Here is a 14,228-nt window from a genome sequence, read left to right on the forward strand (position 1 = left end):
TTAAAAAACTGAGGGAGCAATCCTCTACAATCCGTTATTGGTTTACGATTTCGATATGCCTAAGCCTTACAAGGTCTCGGATGAATTCCTGTTCGTTGGTGGCTCTGATATCTTCGTTGGTGAGTGCTACGGCACGCTGGGCGTAGCCTATCATATACTCGTGGTTGTCAGCTGCCATAGCGTGCGGTGCGTTAATTCGCATCTGCGTTACGATGTCGCCATAATCTGCGGCGTCAATGATTTCACCGTTGCAAGTGAATCTTATTTTCATTGTGTAAAGATAGGGAAATCTTACCAATCTCCCTATCTTTCTGATTAGTTTAGGCGCTGAGGTCGATAGCCCTGTCCGCCGTGTAGTCAAGTAAACTTTCATTTAAGAATGCATTAAAGTTATCGGTTTCACCGTTCTGCTTGGCGTAGTCCACCAATCGCATACAGATGAGAATCCAGTTTTTGATTTTCGAGTAAGTCGTCGTGCCTGAATGGTGGCGGAATTCCACCGTGCCATAACGAAGCACGCTTTGCAGATTCAGCTTGAAATACCTGCTGAGGAAAAGCCTCCTGATACCTTCAAAGCTGCCAGTGTTCTGAATCCTCCGCTTGATGTTGTCTCCCACCGATGAAAGATTCCTGCAGTACTGGTTGTTATTTCCTCTTCTGGACACAGGCTGAATTTTATCAAACTCGCCTTCAAGATTCACGAAGGATTTGCACAGGCTCTTGAAGTTCTCCGGAAGGAAATCGTTTACACCGATGTGAAGGTGAAATCCGCAAGACTTATTCACCTTTGCTTTCGCCCTGTTGAGAGCTTGGCAAACCTTCTTGATTTGCTCCAGTCCGTCAGTTCCCCGAAGCACCGGCGATACGATTTCATTTCCGTTGCCACCCCGGATTGAAGAATCAGTAACGATCTTCCAGTGGTCTCTCGTAAGGTGGTTGTAACCTTCGAACTGAATGTTGATTCCCACCCTGTTCATCTCTCTGACGATGTCTTCCCTGCTGGCACCGTAAACTTCCAGCTCGATTCCGAATGTTCTCTCGAAGGTGAATTCGAACGGAAGGTTTACGATTTCCGGACCTCTCTGGCTCATCCATTTTTTCCAGATGTTATGGGCGAATCCATAATTCCCATTCGTGATGTAGTGTGCAACATCTCGTCTCGTGAATCCAAGCTCATACAGTTTGTAAGCTTTTTGAGTCTTGTTCAGATTGCTGTTTAGAATCTCTTGAAGCGTCATAATTCCCTGATTTTTAATTACATATCTAAGATAAAGCGTTGTAGTAAACAGGGCAAGTCATTTCAAAAGATTAACTCTTAATTAGCAATTACTTAGCACTGACAATGCGGTCCACGATTTCGCGGCGTTCCGTGTCCAATCTGTAGTAGTGGTGGATGATGAAGTTCCGCGCGGTGGTGTTCCACTCCGAAGGCGTCTTGAAATCCCTGAAGTTCAGCGGCTCGATACTGTCGTCGTAACGAAGCTCCCGAACGATTCGTGAGAGGTCTTGAATCTCGTCGTTGGCATCCGCCCAGCTCTCGGCATCTTCCGGAAATCGGCTTAGGAAATTATGCAGTCGCTCCTCCATTTCCTCTATGTAGCATTCTTCATCAAAGTTAAGCATTTCCTGCATCACCTCCAACATTCTCTGGTAGGCGTTCTTCTCATCGACCGAAAGGCTGGCGATTCCTTCGTTTTCGATTGCATCTTGGCAGTCACGCAGGTCCTGAAGTGTGTTCTGGAACCTGCAATAGGACATATTTGGCATAATGTTAAAGATTTAAAACTATGGCTAAACTACCGCTTTGTTTGATGCGGTAGTAATTTTTAACTGTTAATTAACTCCGTGAATTTCAGCTCGATTCTCGGCACCGTGCCGTATATCTTCCTGCTGTGCACTTCGCTTATTTGCGAATCGTTCAGATAGACTATGCCTTCCAGTGAGTCAGCCGTGAGCTTGAAGAGGTTGTCTTGAAGGTCTGGCTTGGTGTCTTTGAAGAAGACTTCCCCGTTTTCTATTTTCCGGATTTTCGTCTTGCTGAACGATTTTAGCGGCGGAAAAACGAAGGTTGCATCCACTCTGACCGGGCCCGTGAAGGGCTTGAAGTTTGGCGGCAGTTGGGACTTTGCATCGTAGGCGAGGTTGCGCTCGTGGTTGGTAACGGTTTCGGATTGGTATTTGTGAATCTTTCCGTTTCGGACTGCGAATCGTGCGGACTGCTTGGGCTTCGGCTCGCCGAGAATCGTTATGCTGATGTGTTTCATTGGTTAATTATTCGTGGATGTTTCCGATTAAATCCACTTCTACTACTTCCTTTTCCACAGGAATGTCTTTAAAATCTTGCTTTCTCATAATTTGTAACTTTTTCGGAATCAACCGCAGGAATTTGTGTTATCCTGCGTTTATTGGTTTTTCACCTGCTGTTTTAGTTCGTTTAATTGCTTTTCTAATTCAGCGATTTCTCTCAATAACGGATTTTTAGAATCCTTTGTGAACGCTTCAAATTCTTCTTCTGATACTCTTTTACCTTTCACTAGAAAAATGCCAGCAGAATTTTTGAACGTTAGTTCATTTCCTTCGTCATCGTAGGTTCGTTCGTCCCAAAACCCAACAGAATTTTTGAACGTTAACATATTGCCGTCCTCGTCATAGGTTCGTTCATCCCAACAACCGTTAGAATCTTTATAAGTCAGTCGGTTTCCATTCTCGTCATATGTTCGCTCAGACCAAAACCCACTATAATCTTTATAAGTTAATAAGTTTCCTTTGTCATTATAAGTAGATTCAATCCAAAATCCGTCAGCGTCTTTGTAGGTTAATCGATTTCCAGTATCGTTATAGGTTTCTTCAGTCCAGAAACCTTCAGAATCTTTTAAAGTTAACTGGTTTCCTTTGTCATCGTAGGTTTCTTCAATCCAATAACCATCATCTTTGATATCTTTCTTATAAGCAATTTGCGAACTGTTGATGTGATAATATACTATTGTTTCCATTTTTATTGATTTTTCGGTGAAATATTAAATTTTGTTCTCAGTTATTGGCAAGGCTATGAAACAGTATCAACTTTTGAACGGCTAATCTGAATATCAAATTCAGGCTTATTCCCTTTTATGATGGTGCGTACAAATCCTTTACTACCTTCGGGTATGTCTTCGCCTTCCGTTGCCCAATTAATTAAAGCGTGAATGAATTGCTGATTGACTTCTTTTTTCGCAATCCACATATTTCCCTTTGAAATTCCAACAAATGGTGTTTGCGTAAGTGGTGAAATTCCGAAATCAATCATTCTGAAAATACCGTCCACTATTTCGTGGAAAGTATCGATATCAATACCCCACTTATCAGCAAGTGCATTTTCCGTGATTAAATAATCTTCGTCTGGATTTTCCGTGTTCGTAAGCACGGCAGCAATTTCTTTTGCTTCGTCCCAATCTAATTTTACTGTTTTTGACATTTGATTTTATTTAATTTTTGTTTGTTAATGTGAACTACCCACTACCCTAAAGGGATAGGGGATTTCTTGGATGATCATTTTTATTTACAACTTTTTACAAACCAAATTTGATTATAGCGACTTCGATTATGGCGAGGTATTCCTTTGCGTGCTTATTGTCGCCGTGCGTTTTTCTGACTTCCTTTTCAAACTCGTCTATAGAACCCGTGAAGCATCCGCAGTTGACCTTTATGTTGCCACCACCTTCCCTGAAGAAAGTCGTCGTGCGATTGTGCGAGCCGAAGTTCTGGAAGCTGCAGAAGTCATCGTTGGATGTAATTGTGGCGTTTCCCGAAATCCACGACATTACTTGAAGACTCGCAACTCCATTAACCCATGCGTTTCCTAAGATTCTTGAATAACCGCTAACCACAGCGTGATCAAAGACCTTGGCATCGTCTTGGATAATTACATGGTCAAAAACATAAGCACTGCCAAAAATCTTTGCGTTTCCACAAACCTTTGCATTACCGAATACTTGTGCTCTTCCATAAACCCTCGCTTCTCCATAGACTGATGCATTCTCATAAATTAACGCATCCCCATTAACCAATGCGTTATTTAAAATTTTGGCATTACCGAATACTTGTGCATTGCCAGCGACCCAAGCGTTGTCTGATAGATTTCTTTCTTTCTCAACCCATCCCCCTAATTCTCCTTCGTCTGCATACATTGAATCTTTGGTTGCTTGAATCCTGAAGAGTTTTACCCCCATTGAGTTTATTATGGATTCCTCCGTTAGTTTGAAGTGTTTTTCCGTGTTCATTTTAGTTGGTTTTAAAATTCGTCATCGTCAACCTCCGTAGCTAGCCAGTTCTCGTAAGCCGCAGTAAAACTCAAAACACCATCTTCCCTCCGGAATTTCGCCTTCAAAAGACTGATGGCGTGCTCCTCGCTGTCCGCCCATACCGTGTAACTACCCTTGTAGCAGCCATTCGCCACATCAACCCTGTAACATTTCATAATTTAAATTTTTAAGTTATTTCCTTCTCTCAAGTAATTTTGTCACGAATTTCACGATGCGGTTCATCTCCTCGGCATCCGCCAGCGAAAGATACCAGTACAGGTTTTCCATTTCCATTCTCGTGCTCCTGTAATGTTCCTGCCGCTCCTTCGTTAAAAACTTCTCGAACGCTTCAAACTTCCGTTCCAGCAATTCCGCATAGCGAGCCGTCTCATCATCAGCAGGCAGAAATCCTTTCTTAACCAGCTGTTTGTTATGCCATGCAGCATAATTCATAGCTAAAATTGCCTGCGTTAATCTGTGCCCTACCTCCGCCTCGTTCTCCGGCGTTACCATAATCTGACTCCGCTTCCGCTCTTTCTGCTTTTGCTCGTAGCGCAACCTTTCAAGTCCAATCTTTTTGGCATACTCCGTGTCCGGTGCCTGTAAATATTTTGCCGCTGTCATTGCTTTGATTTTTGAATTCTTGACCTCAATTCACTGTACTTTACGGCTCTGTCTTTCGCCGCCTCAATCTCTCTCCGGTAATTGTAAACCGTAGTCCTGCTCACGCCATACTTCTTCGCTATCGCTCCAACGCTCTCCCCAGCTTCAATTGCCTTAATCACTTCCTCCTTCACATCAACCTTTGGATTCGGCTTCAATGTGAACACCTGACCTTTACGCAGGTACACCGTCTTCCTTCCAGTTTCTTCCTGAACCCTCTTCGCTATCTCCAAAGCCTTCTCGGCTTGTTTTTTCAGCTTCCGCTCTTCCATCGATTGCTGATTTTCTATGTACATAAATCTTCGTTTTCTTTTAAAAATTTAACCACCAATAAATTCTTCGCCTGCTGGTACACATAGCCGTTCAGCTCGGTAACCTTCACCGTTTTCGGCTCTTCTGACAACCTGCGAACCAGTTCGTCGTGACCTTGTTCCAACACCCTGATGTCGTACCGTGTGAGTAATAGCGGATTTGCCTTCTCCCTCGCTATGAACTTCCGAAAGCAAAAGTTGTATGCCTGCGGAAATTTCCGCCTGTACGGAATAAATTCCTTCCGCTCGCACAGGTAGTTGTAAATCAAAAACGCCTTCTCACTGCTGCCACGCTCAGAAACTTCCCCACGGACGCTATCGATTATTTTTCTACTTGCGATTTCCTTCTCCTCCTGGGTTGGTTCTGCTGTTGGCGGTTTGAGAAATCCGCGCAACTTCTCTATGCCCTTCGTGTGCGCCACGCTCTCCACCTTGAAGTTGATATAAGCCGAAAGTATTTCCCCTGCCTGTATGGTGCTGAGATTGGGATAAACCTTAATCGGCTCCCCATCGGCATTCGGCAACTCTTTTTTTATCGCCATACGGTATGCCTCTATAACCTCCTGCGCCGTTAGCGAGTAGCTCCTGAGCAGCGTTCCGAATTCAGCTTGGGCAAGCTGCATCTCGGCATCGTCCGTGAATTTCACCCCAAGCATCGTGATTATCCTCGCCGTAAGTTTCTTACGCTCGGAATGTCCAAGCTCCCTGTCGTTCAGCTTCGGCGACATTATCTCTCGCTTGACGATGTCAGGTAAACTCGAAATATTCCGCGCCGTTAGCGAGTGCACTTGTCCCAGAAATCTTATTTCCGTTGGCTCCTCCGTTTTTTGTAACTCGTTTTTCATTTTCCTCTTTCCTCCGTTGTTCCCAGGTCCTGACCGCCGCTTGCCAGTCCTTCATCTTGTTTTTTCCAATCACCCAGCCTTTACTCTGATAATGCGCGCAGAAAGCTTCGGCTGATATCCCGTTGTTGCGTTCGTTACAATACGCTTGCACCTCAGCGACTTCGGGCACCACAAAAACCTTTTCTTTTTTTCGCGCAACTTTTTTTCTTTTGGAAATTCCTTTTTGAGATTTACCAGATAAATCATCCTGAAGAATTTCAAAAAATTCGTCTTGCGATAAATCTCCCTCTTTTGGTTCTTTTTCTAAAAGAACATTGTTTTGTTTTTGTTTATGTTTATAATAGTCGTTACATTGGGGTGCCTCTTTGGGTACCCGATTGGGTTCCCTTTGGGGTGCCCGATTGGCGTTAAAATTTCCCCCCAATCGTACCCCCTTTATGTTACTTTCATCCTCATTGGCGTTAAAATTTACCACCAAAGAGTAGGTACCAAATGCCCTTTTCGACTTCCCAGAATGATATTTTATCAAACCAGCGTTGATTAAATTTTGCCTCCACGACCGCAAACTTTTTTCGGTACACTGTAGAGCGTTCATTAATTCCCCGTTGGAAACTTGAAAAGACTGACTCCAGAACTCCTCGTTACAGATGTCTACCAGCTCTTGGTAAAGCGCCTGCTCGGAAGCCGTAAGAGAAAATCTCCTCCTCGTTTTCTTCAAAATATTTCTGAAAAAGTAACCGCTTAACTCCATTCTCAACTATTAAACAAAGACATAACATTGTCCACGATGGACATTTCCATTTTATCCGTAGCACCAGATATCGTGTTCGCAATGTGCCGCTTCGACTGAATCATCTGGTATAGCTGTTCATCAATCGTATCCTTCCCAAGGAAGTAGGTGCACATCACATTGTTTTTCTGACCGAAGCGGTGAGCCCTGTCCTCGCACTGCACGCAGTCTGCATAAGTCCACGGGAACTCGATGAACGCCACTCTGGAAGATGCGGTAAGCGTCAAACCGACACCTGCCGCTTTAATGTTTCCAATAAAGATCTTCGTGTTTGGATCCGCCTGAAACTTGTCAACCGCCGCCTGCTTCTCATCCATTGAAGATAGGCCCGTAACGCTCACCGCCTTCGGATACCTTTCCTTCAACGCGTCAACGATTTCGTGCAGGTTGCAGAACAGTATGATTTTTTCTCCGGCTTCCGTAATATCGTCCACGAAGTCAAAAACCGCATCCAGCTTTCCTCTTGCGGAAATCCTTTTCAGTTCTCCCATCTTCACCATAATCTCTCCCCGAAGCTTGCGCCTGATTTCTTCGCTGTTGCATCCGTTATCACGCAGGAACCGAACGAAATCATTCTTCGCCTTCTCGTAGGTTTCCCGAGTCGAAATTTCACAGATAATCGTTTGCCGTTCCTTTTCTGGAAGGTCGTCAAGAACATCTTTCTTTTCCCTTCGGAAATAGCAGTGCTTGTTAAGCAGGTAATTCAGCTCCTTAAGATTGGATGCACCTTTGCCACCTTCGCAGTATCGGTTAAGGAAACCTCGCCTTCCTCCGAAATCTTCCAGCCTGTTCATAATTGCGATTTGCGGAAAAAGGTCGGCTGGCTTATTCACCACCGGCGTTCCGGAAAGTAGAATGACATTCTCTTTGCCGTGTGCCATCCTAAGCGTAAGTTTGGATTGTTGCGTGGCGGTTGATTTGCACTTGTGGCTCTCGTCCACGATTACGGATTTGAAAAGTTCGATGCGCGAATCCATCTCAATATCTCCGGCGTTCTTCATTCGCTTGGGATAATTCTTCACGAAGAATTTCTTAAGGCTCTCGTAATTGACGATGAACACATCCGCCAATCCGAGCTGCCAGTAGTTCTGCCAGTTATCCTTCACCTTGTCGTTCAGAATCATCACCTTTTTGTCGCTGAACTTTTTCCACTCGCGTTCCCAGTTCATCTTCAGCGATGCAGGCACGATGCACAGGCACGGAAAGGCACCGCCGTGCACCTTGTCGATTCCGATGATTGTGCCGATGGATTGAATTGTTTTACCGAGTCCCGGCTCGTCGCCGTTCAGCAATCTGCGCAGCTGAACACCTTTTGCGATTCCCTGCTTCTGGTAATGGCGAAGTTCCGCTTTGATAGGAATCTCAACCTCTAGTTCCGGCATCGGCTCTATGTTTCCGATTTGCTCCGGCTCTACATTTCCCACGATGATGTATTCTGCTCGATATTTTTGCGCTATGCGCTCTACATCAGCTCGGTAGATTAACGGCACCTCCCAAACTTTCTTCTTGAAGTTCCACTGTCTTGTTGGCAACTTCTTCACATCTTCCAGCTTCCTGTCTTTTTGGTAATTGAAAGGAATTGAGATATGGAAGCTGTCTTTAAATTCCACTATTTGCATTATAAATATCTTTAATGTTGCAGGGAAATTTTTGACCGTTGGAATTTTCGAAGGTCAGCGCCGGTGGATTTACACTGATGATTTTGACGAGGTCGCCTTGTTTCCCGTACACTTTACCTCGAAATACTACATCCTTGTTGAGCATCTGGATAGTTCCTTCCAGGTGGTGTTTTTTTTTGCTGATGTAAGAATCCACGAATTCCCTACCTTTTTTAGTCATACATCCACCAACTTTTATTTAAATTCTAATTTTAATTGCTCGTTCGGCTCCGGTAATACCTCGCCGAAAAAATCCATAGCCAGCTGCGCCAGCTTCTGCTCATACTCCATCCAACCTTTCGTGGAAAGCTCCGTGGTACTCATCGGAACTCTTAATACCTCTCCAGTTGCGATGTTCACGATTTCGCGATAATTGCACGCAGCCTTCAAGATTTCGTGCGTGTCCTTCGCCGAGTGAATCTCGCACCATTCCCTATAGAACAAGTCCTGAAAGAATGGCACGATGAAACCCCAGTAGAAAGCGTTCTGCGAATTCGTTCTCCTCCGGAAAACTCTCTGGATGATGATTTTTACTTGTTTGCCGGCGAACGATGCTAAAACTCTTCTGATTTTAAACCTGCTCGCCTGCGGAAGATTACCATCTTCCAACACCACCGCATCAATTTCCAGCTTCTCCCTCATCAGGATGCTTTACAGAAAATTTTCCCGTCAGTAATTACCTCCCTGTTAGCTTCCAGAAACTCAATAAACTGCTCCACGATTTCAACCAGCAACGGCAGATCCCTGCCCTCCTCATACCGATACTCTTCTTCGAAGATTTCCCCTCCATCCTTCTTCCACTTGTAAATCAGGTAGGTGAAATCGCTGACGAAATTACCGTTGAAGTGCATCAGATAAGGATAAACGATGTGTTGCCAGTTCTCCCGATACTTGAATGCTGAATAGTTGCTCGTGGTCTTCAGGTCCACAATCCTGAAAGGCAGAAGGAAATCGGTGAAACCGTACATCCTTACTACTCCGTATCTTGTTTCCAGAAAACCTTCGTGGAAAGTTTGGCAAACCGAACCCTTGAGCGCACCTGCAATCGTCTTGCAATCGTGAATGTTGAAACCTTCGGTGATGCCTTTCCACTGCGCTACGATGAGGTGATTTTCAATATCGGAAACCAAGTGCATTTGCTTAGACTTCCTTCTTTCCACGAGGCAGTCAATAATCTCATTGAACATCGTTCCCTTGTCTGCCGCATAGCTATCTTCAAGCGGAACGCGGTTAATTTTACCGATAAGTTCACCGAATTTTTTCTGTTCAAATTCCTCTTCGGAAATCTGCGGGTTCTCGGTAAATCCATAGTACTTCTGGTACACCTGCGAGCTGTTGAGATAGCTCGCAAATGCATCCAGAAGCGTAGGGTAAATATTATACTTCGGCTGGCTCTGCAACATCTTTGTGACTGTATTTTTTGGTTTCTTTATCGAACTTAAGGCCGAGCTCATCCGCCTTATTCTTTAGAAGTTTTCCTGCCACCGCCTTAGAATTGCCGATGTGGTCAAAGGCATCAATCCTTTTCACGAAATCATTTGCCATCGGCGCATCAGTGATTAAGTTGATTTCGCCTCTGATTTCTTCCATCACCTCATCGTATTTTTCCTGCTCCTCGCCGGACTGCTTTAACCGGTTCTCGTAGGCTTCGATTACCTGCTTCGTAAGGAACTGATTTGGTGCAGTCTGATTTCCATCGGCATCTACGATTACTGGAAGCTTCATCACCGCCGGAAGATTGCAGGTGTTTTTCCCATCGTTCCTGCTGGTAGGATTGAAAGTAATCGTGCGTTCAGTACCGTTCATCTCTATGTAACCTACCAAATCCAGCTCGGTAACGAGCGAATCGTAGTTGGAACCGCCGAACAGCGGCACATATCTGGTATCATCGCCTTCCGTTCTCGTTTCCCTATGCGCTACGAAAACGATATGCTTCTTCATAATACCAACCTTCTTGATTAGGTTGGTAAACATCGCTTTTCGCTCACCGTAGCCTTGCAGCGTAAGCATTCCGTTCGGGCGGCCCATCTTTGGATTATTCTTCACGATGTAGTCAGCCATATAGTCAAGCATCTTACCCCCGGTATCAATCACCAGCGTTTGATAGCTTGACAGATCCTCCCCAAGCACATCGATGAAATCTTGGTATGATTTTATTTGCACCGTGTCCACCCTGTGACTAGGGTGTACCCTGTGAATACCGCCATCGAAATCGAACAGCAGCGGTTTTGGTGCAGAAAGCGCCAGTGTAGTTTTTCCCGTACCGGCTTGCCCATAGATTAGTGCCTTGATGTACGGATTGATTTCCAGTTCGTTTGGTTTTTTAATTAATGCCATCTTGTTAAGGATTTATGTTTTTTAATTCTTTATAGAAATTGTCCAGCGCCTGCATTTCGGCGTGCGTGAGCTCGTCGTGACCAAGCCTTTTACCGTTGACATACCATATGCCTCCGATATTTTTTATCTCAATTATTACCGTCATTTGTTAAAAAATTTATTGAGAGTCTTAGAACCACCGCAACCGCAGTAATGATGAATAGCAAAATAGTGTCGGTGTAAGACACTTCCGCTGGTGGCGTTGTTGCCTGAATTTCGCACTCGCACATAAGAAAGAATGCGGAAACCGCTATTAACAGATTAAATACCGTCTTCATCTTTGCTTGATTTTAAATCCAGAAAAGCTTCGCAAGCGGCAAGAACTACCTTTGCGAAATTGTCGTCGTTCTGCATCACCAGAAGGATGTTCGCCGCTATGCTTTTAGCATCCCCCATCACCGCAGACATCAGCCTATCTGAATCTGCTTCCCGGGAAAGCAACAGCAAGTTGTTACCTTCCGGCATCTTCTCTAAGGCATTGTCGATAGCCTGCTCGAATTCTGTTCTTGGTTTTTTCGGTTTCATATCTTATAATTTATCTGTAAATTCTTCTGTATCTATTTTCCAATCTCGATATCGCTCGTTTGGTTATATCGAAATCGTGTTCGCATTTGGCAGCGATTTTCGGCATCTCGAAAAACCTTCTATAGTTTTCCTTATGCGTTTCCAATCGACTGTACGCTAACTCGATAAGGTCCAGTAATTCATCGGCTTTTTCCAGCCGTAGTCTTTCTTCGTGTAAATCCATTAGTATTTTTATTTGAACATTCTTTCTCTTGCCTTTGCCCGGATTTCTTCCCGGTCTTTCCTTTTCGGATTTCCGTGGGCGGTTCCCACGCCGCCCCGGATATCCATCAGCTTTTTCTCGACCTGACCGACAAAAGCCTTTATCGTTTTGACCTCTCCTAAGAGAAGGTCTAATTCCTGTTCCGTCATATCCTGAAACTTCTTTCAATGCCGTACATCATATCGAAAACACCGGCCTCTGCCATACGGCGTTTCCTGTCGGATATGATTGAATTGCGAATGTCCATAGCCCTTAGAATTCTCCGAGAAATCTCTTTTTGCTCCTCCTCAGGCAGCTGTCTAAATTTCTCACCTCCATTATTCCATTTAAACTCCCTCCACTTCTCGATATACTCTTTAAGAAGTACTTCTCTTTTTCCGTTGTGAAAGAATGCTGATAAATCCAGCTCGATGATTTGTCCCATAGTTTGACTGTTTTTTAATTACTCCACAAAGGTAAACAAAAAGGTAAAATCTACCAAATATTTTACCATATTTTTTACCTTAAAAAGTAAAATTTTTTGGCAAACTATTGAAGTCCAGCTGCAAAATCTTTTTGTGTAAACCGTTCCGGATGATTTTTTTTTAATCTCGCAAATGTCTGCTTTACACTATCAAAACTTTTATAATAGTCGTTATATCTTGATAGCAAAGTGTTGAAAACCGTTTTCTGCTCGGCGTTCGGCATACTCATCAATAAGTTGTATTCATCAATCATTTTAAAGTGTCGAAGTTTCGTAGGAGATAAATAATCAGCTTCTACCATATTAAATTTTTATTAATTTGTTTACTTTTTGATTTATTTTTATATATTTGAAAGTAAAATATATCACAAAGGTAAACAATTTTATAATTTTTTACCTAAACTTTTACCTAACAAGTTACTAACAATGGGATTGACCGAAATAAAAAAGACAATCGAAATCCTAAAGAAGGAGCGTAAATTCAAAAACCAAGCGGAAATTGCAACGCATTTAGGTTACAACCCTTCCTATTTCAGCCGTGCCCTGAACTCCGGTGAAATCCCGTTTGAATTAGAGGAAAAGTTTTTTGAAGAATTCCCGAAGAAAGAATTTCTTTACAAAGGTATTGACGAATTCTTCTGGAAAGACATCCCGGAAGAAACTCCAAAAGAGAATCCCGATGTAGCTTCCGTAATGAACAGGCTTTTCCAAGTCACTAATTCAAAGCCTGTTGACTCAGTGTCCAGTGTTGCAGAGGATGATTATTCTTGGGTTGAATTCCAAGATCTTTCCGTTGCTGCCGGTGTAATGGGTGGCGCTAACCCCGATGTATTGCCCGATACTAAAAGGAGATATATCCGAAATGAGTTTGAGAAAGGAAATTACCTCGTAGTTCGTGTGGATGGCGACAGTATGGACAATGGCGGAAAAGAAAGCATCCCCGATGGTTGCGAAATTCTCATTCGTGAATTCATCCCGAACGGTGCTATACCAATCAGGAATAACCTGTTCGTAATCGTTACCCGGGAAGGCACCGTACTTAAACAAATCGTAAAGCACGATATCACAACAGATTCGTTAGTGCTGCACTCTTACAACCCCAAATACAGCGATTATGAAGTGCAGATGGATGATGTTTTACAGCTTTTTATTTTCAGGCGAATTACAAACTATCGCCCAATCGTACCCGATAATTATTTAAAATGATATGAAAAAGTTATTTATTCCCACTCTTCTATTCTCTGGATTGGCATTCGGTCAAATCAAAGAACAGAAGAATAACTTAAAGTGCACCACAGTTGGTGAATTCGGACACGGGGCACCTCTTCAACAAATGAAGAAATGCCCCGGCAATACATATATGTTCGTTTACTTAGACGACCAGTACCGCAGACTGAACGAATTCAAAAGTTTTGCATTCAAAGATGTGGATGGCGCTTTCGATAACCTCTACAACACATTGATTAGAGTGCTTGAAGAGGAACCAATCGAACCAGTAATCCTCGACCTGCCAAACGATAAGCTTCACATCAATTTCAGTAAGGTTGGCGGAAAATCTTATGTTTCAATCACACAGCTGGTCAATAAAAGTTCTTCAAGAAGAGGTTACACCGGAAATATGAATCGTGAGCGAATCGATTTACTGTTTGGAAAAACAAAATCCGATGACGATGGCAGATAAGAGAATGCTCGAACTCATTACCATTCTCAAAACCAATGGCACCATCCGATTCGCACAGCAGTTCTGCGATGCGGTAGGCCTATCCAAGCAGCACCTTTCCGCAATCAAGTCCGGAAGGCTGAAATTCTCTGCGGAACACATCGAAAAGGCGTGCCGAGAATATGACATCAACGCCAATTGGATACTTGGTTTGTCGGAAAAAATGTACGGTTGCCGTTGGTAACATTATTGTCAACATCAAACATAAAAACTAACTAAAACGGTAAAAATTAAATAATAGGAAATAGTTGATTTTCAATCATTTGCATTTTTGAGATTAGTAGACAATTCATTACGGCTCAGAAGGTTACAGGTTTGAATCCTGTCGAGCTCAC

General features: G+C 43.4%; 26 protein-coding genes. 3 read left to right on the top strand and 23 right to left on the bottom strand.

What is annotated here, in order from left to right; genetic code table 11:
- Nucleotides 1-34: 34 nt before the first annotated feature.
- The 23 genes from BUB43_RS10375 to BUB43_RS10480 form a co-directional block, all read right to left on the bottom strand.
- On the bottom strand, nt 35-271 hold the full coding sequence (locus BUB43_RS10375) for a hypothetical protein (RefSeq protein WP_073180873.1): 237 nt from the start codon (nt 269-271) through the stop codon (nt 35-37).
- A gap of 49 nt (nt 272-320) precedes the next feature.
- Nucleotides 321-1,238 (bottom strand): amidoligase family protein, encoded by a 918-nt coding sequence (locus BUB43_RS10380; protein ID WP_073180875.1) that lies wholly within the window; start codon nt 1,236-1,238, stop codon nt 321-323.
- 88 nt (nt 1,239-1,326) lie between these two features.
- Entirely contained in the window at nt 1,327-1,758 is a 432-nt protein-coding gene (locus BUB43_RS10385; RefSeq protein ID WP_073180877.1) for a hypothetical protein, read from the bottom strand.
- Nucleotides 1,759-1,826: 68 nt separating this feature from the next.
- The gene (locus tag BUB43_RS10390; protein ID WP_073180879.1) at nt 1,827-2,264 is read right to left on the bottom strand and encodes a RusA family crossover junction endodeoxyribonuclease; all 438 of its coding nucleotides are present in this window, start codon (nt 2,262-2,264) and stop codon (nt 1,827-1,829) included.
- Between the two features lie 138 nt (nt 2,265-2,402).
- Complete coding sequence (locus BUB43_RS10395; RefSeq protein WP_073180881.1) at nt 2,403-2,993, bottom strand: hypothetical protein; 591 nt, start codon at nt 2,991-2,993, stop codon at nt 2,403-2,405.
- Between the two features lie 53 nt (nt 2,994-3,046).
- The gene (locus BUB43_RS10400) at nt 3,047-3,454 is read right to left on the bottom strand and encodes a hypothetical protein (protein ID WP_073180883.1); all 408 of its coding nucleotides are present in this window, start codon (nt 3,452-3,454) and stop codon (nt 3,047-3,049) included.
- A gap of 94 nt (nt 3,455-3,548) precedes the next feature.
- The gene (locus BUB43_RS10405) at nt 3,549-4,259 is read right to left on the bottom strand and encodes a hypothetical protein (RefSeq protein ID WP_073180885.1); all 711 of its coding nucleotides are present in this window, start codon (nt 4,257-4,259) and stop codon (nt 3,549-3,551) included.
- An 11-nt stretch (nt 4,260-4,270) separates the two neighbouring features.
- Nucleotides 4,271-4,456, bottom strand: coding sequence for a hypothetical protein (locus BUB43_RS10410; RefSeq protein ID WP_073180886.1), 186 nt, complete (start codon nt 4,454-4,456; stop codon nt 4,271-4,273).
- Between the two features lie 16 nt (nt 4,457-4,472).
- Nucleotides 4,473-4,904: a hypothetical protein gene (locus BUB43_RS10415; RefSeq protein WP_073180888.1), complete on the bottom strand. Its 432-nt coding sequence runs from the start codon at nt 4,902-4,904 to the stop codon at nt 4,473-4,475.
- Entirely contained in the window at nt 4,901-5,215 is a 315-nt protein-coding gene (locus tag BUB43_RS10420; protein ID WP_221404010.1) for a helix-turn-helix domain-containing protein, read from the bottom strand. The genes BUB43_RS10415 and BUB43_RS10420 overlap by 4 nt, the downstream gene beginning before the upstream one ends.
- Before the next feature lie 14 nt (nt 5,216-5,229).
- Nucleotides 5,230-6,099, bottom strand: coding sequence for a hypothetical protein (locus BUB43_RS10425; protein WP_143154103.1), 870 nt, complete (start codon nt 6,097-6,099; stop codon nt 5,230-5,232).
- Complete coding sequence (locus tag BUB43_RS10430; protein ID WP_143154104.1) at nt 6,002-6,628, bottom strand: hypothetical protein; 627 nt, start codon at nt 6,626-6,628, stop codon at nt 6,002-6,004. Before BUB43_RS10430 ends, BUB43_RS10425 begins: the two co-directional genes overlap by 98 nt.
- A 224-nt stretch (nt 6,629-6,852) precedes the next feature.
- Complete coding sequence (locus BUB43_RS10435; RefSeq protein ID WP_073180896.1) at nt 6,853-8,508, bottom strand: DEAD/DEAH box helicase; 1,656 nt, start codon at nt 8,506-8,508, stop codon at nt 6,853-6,855.
- Nucleotides 8,489-8,728, bottom strand: a complete 240-nt coding sequence (locus tag BUB43_RS10440) for a hypothetical protein (protein WP_073180898.1) — start codon at nt 8,726-8,728, stop codon at nt 8,489-8,491. The genes BUB43_RS10435 and BUB43_RS10440 overlap by 20 nt, the downstream gene beginning before the upstream one ends.
- Nucleotides 8,729-8,742: 14 nt before the next feature.
- Entirely contained in the window at nt 8,743-9,189 is a 447-nt protein-coding gene (locus BUB43_RS10445) for a hypothetical protein (RefSeq protein WP_073180899.1), read from the bottom strand.
- Nucleotides 9,189-9,950, bottom strand: a complete 762-nt coding sequence (locus BUB43_RS10450) for a hypothetical protein (protein WP_073180901.1) — start codon at nt 9,948-9,950, stop codon at nt 9,189-9,191. Before BUB43_RS10450 ends, BUB43_RS10445 begins: the two co-directional genes overlap by 1 nt.
- Nucleotides 9,925-10,884 (bottom strand): ATP-binding protein, encoded by a 960-nt coding sequence (locus BUB43_RS10455; RefSeq protein ID WP_073180903.1) that lies wholly within the window; start codon nt 10,882-10,884, stop codon nt 9,925-9,927. The genes BUB43_RS10450 and BUB43_RS10455 overlap by 26 nt, the downstream gene beginning before the upstream one ends.
- Nucleotides 10,885-10,888: 4 nt before the next feature.
- The gene (locus BUB43_RS11310) at nt 10,889-11,029 is read right to left on the bottom strand and encodes a hypothetical protein (protein WP_159430249.1); all 141 of its coding nucleotides are present in this window, start codon (nt 11,027-11,029) and stop codon (nt 10,889-10,891) included.
- A gap of 155 nt (nt 11,030-11,184) precedes the next feature.
- Complete coding sequence (locus tag BUB43_RS10465; RefSeq protein WP_073180908.1) at nt 11,185-11,448, bottom strand: hypothetical protein; 264 nt, start codon at nt 11,446-11,448, stop codon at nt 11,185-11,187.
- Between the two features lie 10 nt (nt 11,449-11,458).
- Nucleotides 11,459-11,671 (bottom strand): hypothetical protein, encoded by a 213-nt coding sequence (locus tag BUB43_RS11145; protein ID WP_143154105.1) that lies wholly within the window; start codon nt 11,669-11,671, stop codon nt 11,459-11,461.
- An 8-nt stretch (nt 11,672-11,679) separates the two neighbouring features.
- Nucleotides 11,680-11,859, bottom strand: coding sequence for a hypothetical protein (locus tag BUB43_RS10470; RefSeq protein WP_073180910.1), 180 nt, complete (start codon nt 11,857-11,859; stop codon nt 11,680-11,682).
- Nucleotides 11,856-12,134, bottom strand: a complete 279-nt coding sequence (locus BUB43_RS10475) for a hypothetical protein (RefSeq protein ID WP_073180912.1) — start codon at nt 12,132-12,134, stop codon at nt 11,856-11,858. Before BUB43_RS10475 ends, BUB43_RS10470 begins: the two co-directional genes overlap by 4 nt.
- A gap of 104 nt (nt 12,135-12,238) precedes the next feature.
- Complete coding sequence (locus tag BUB43_RS10480) at nt 12,239-12,475, bottom strand: hypothetical protein (protein ID WP_073180913.1); 237 nt, start codon at nt 12,473-12,475, stop codon at nt 12,239-12,241.
- A gap of 124 nt (nt 12,476-12,599) precedes the next feature.
- Here BUB43_RS10480 and BUB43_RS10485 point away from each other — a divergent pair, with 124 nt between their 5' ends.
- From BUB43_RS10485 to BUB43_RS10495, 3 genes are all read left to right on the top strand, one after another.
- On the top strand, nt 12,600-13,379 hold the full coding sequence (locus BUB43_RS10485; RefSeq protein ID WP_073180915.1) for a S24 family peptidase: 780 nt from the start codon (nt 12,600-12,602) through the stop codon (nt 13,377-13,379).
- Between the two features lie 127 nt (nt 13,380-13,506).
- Nucleotides 13,507-13,854, top strand: coding sequence for a hypothetical protein (locus BUB43_RS10490; RefSeq protein ID WP_143154106.1), 348 nt, complete (start codon nt 13,507-13,509; stop codon nt 13,852-13,854).
- Complete coding sequence (locus BUB43_RS10495) at nt 13,844-14,077, top strand: helix-turn-helix domain-containing protein (RefSeq protein ID WP_073180919.1); 234 nt, start codon at nt 13,844-13,846, stop codon at nt 14,075-14,077. Before BUB43_RS10490 ends, BUB43_RS10495 begins: the two co-directional genes overlap by 11 nt.
- The last annotated feature ends 151 nt before the right edge of the window (nt 14,078-14,228 follow it).

This window comes from Cruoricaptor ignavus, assembly GCF_900141665.1.
Lineage (GTDB): Bacteria > Bacteroidota > Bacteroidia > Flavobacteriales > Weeksellaceae > Cruoricaptor > Cruoricaptor ignavus.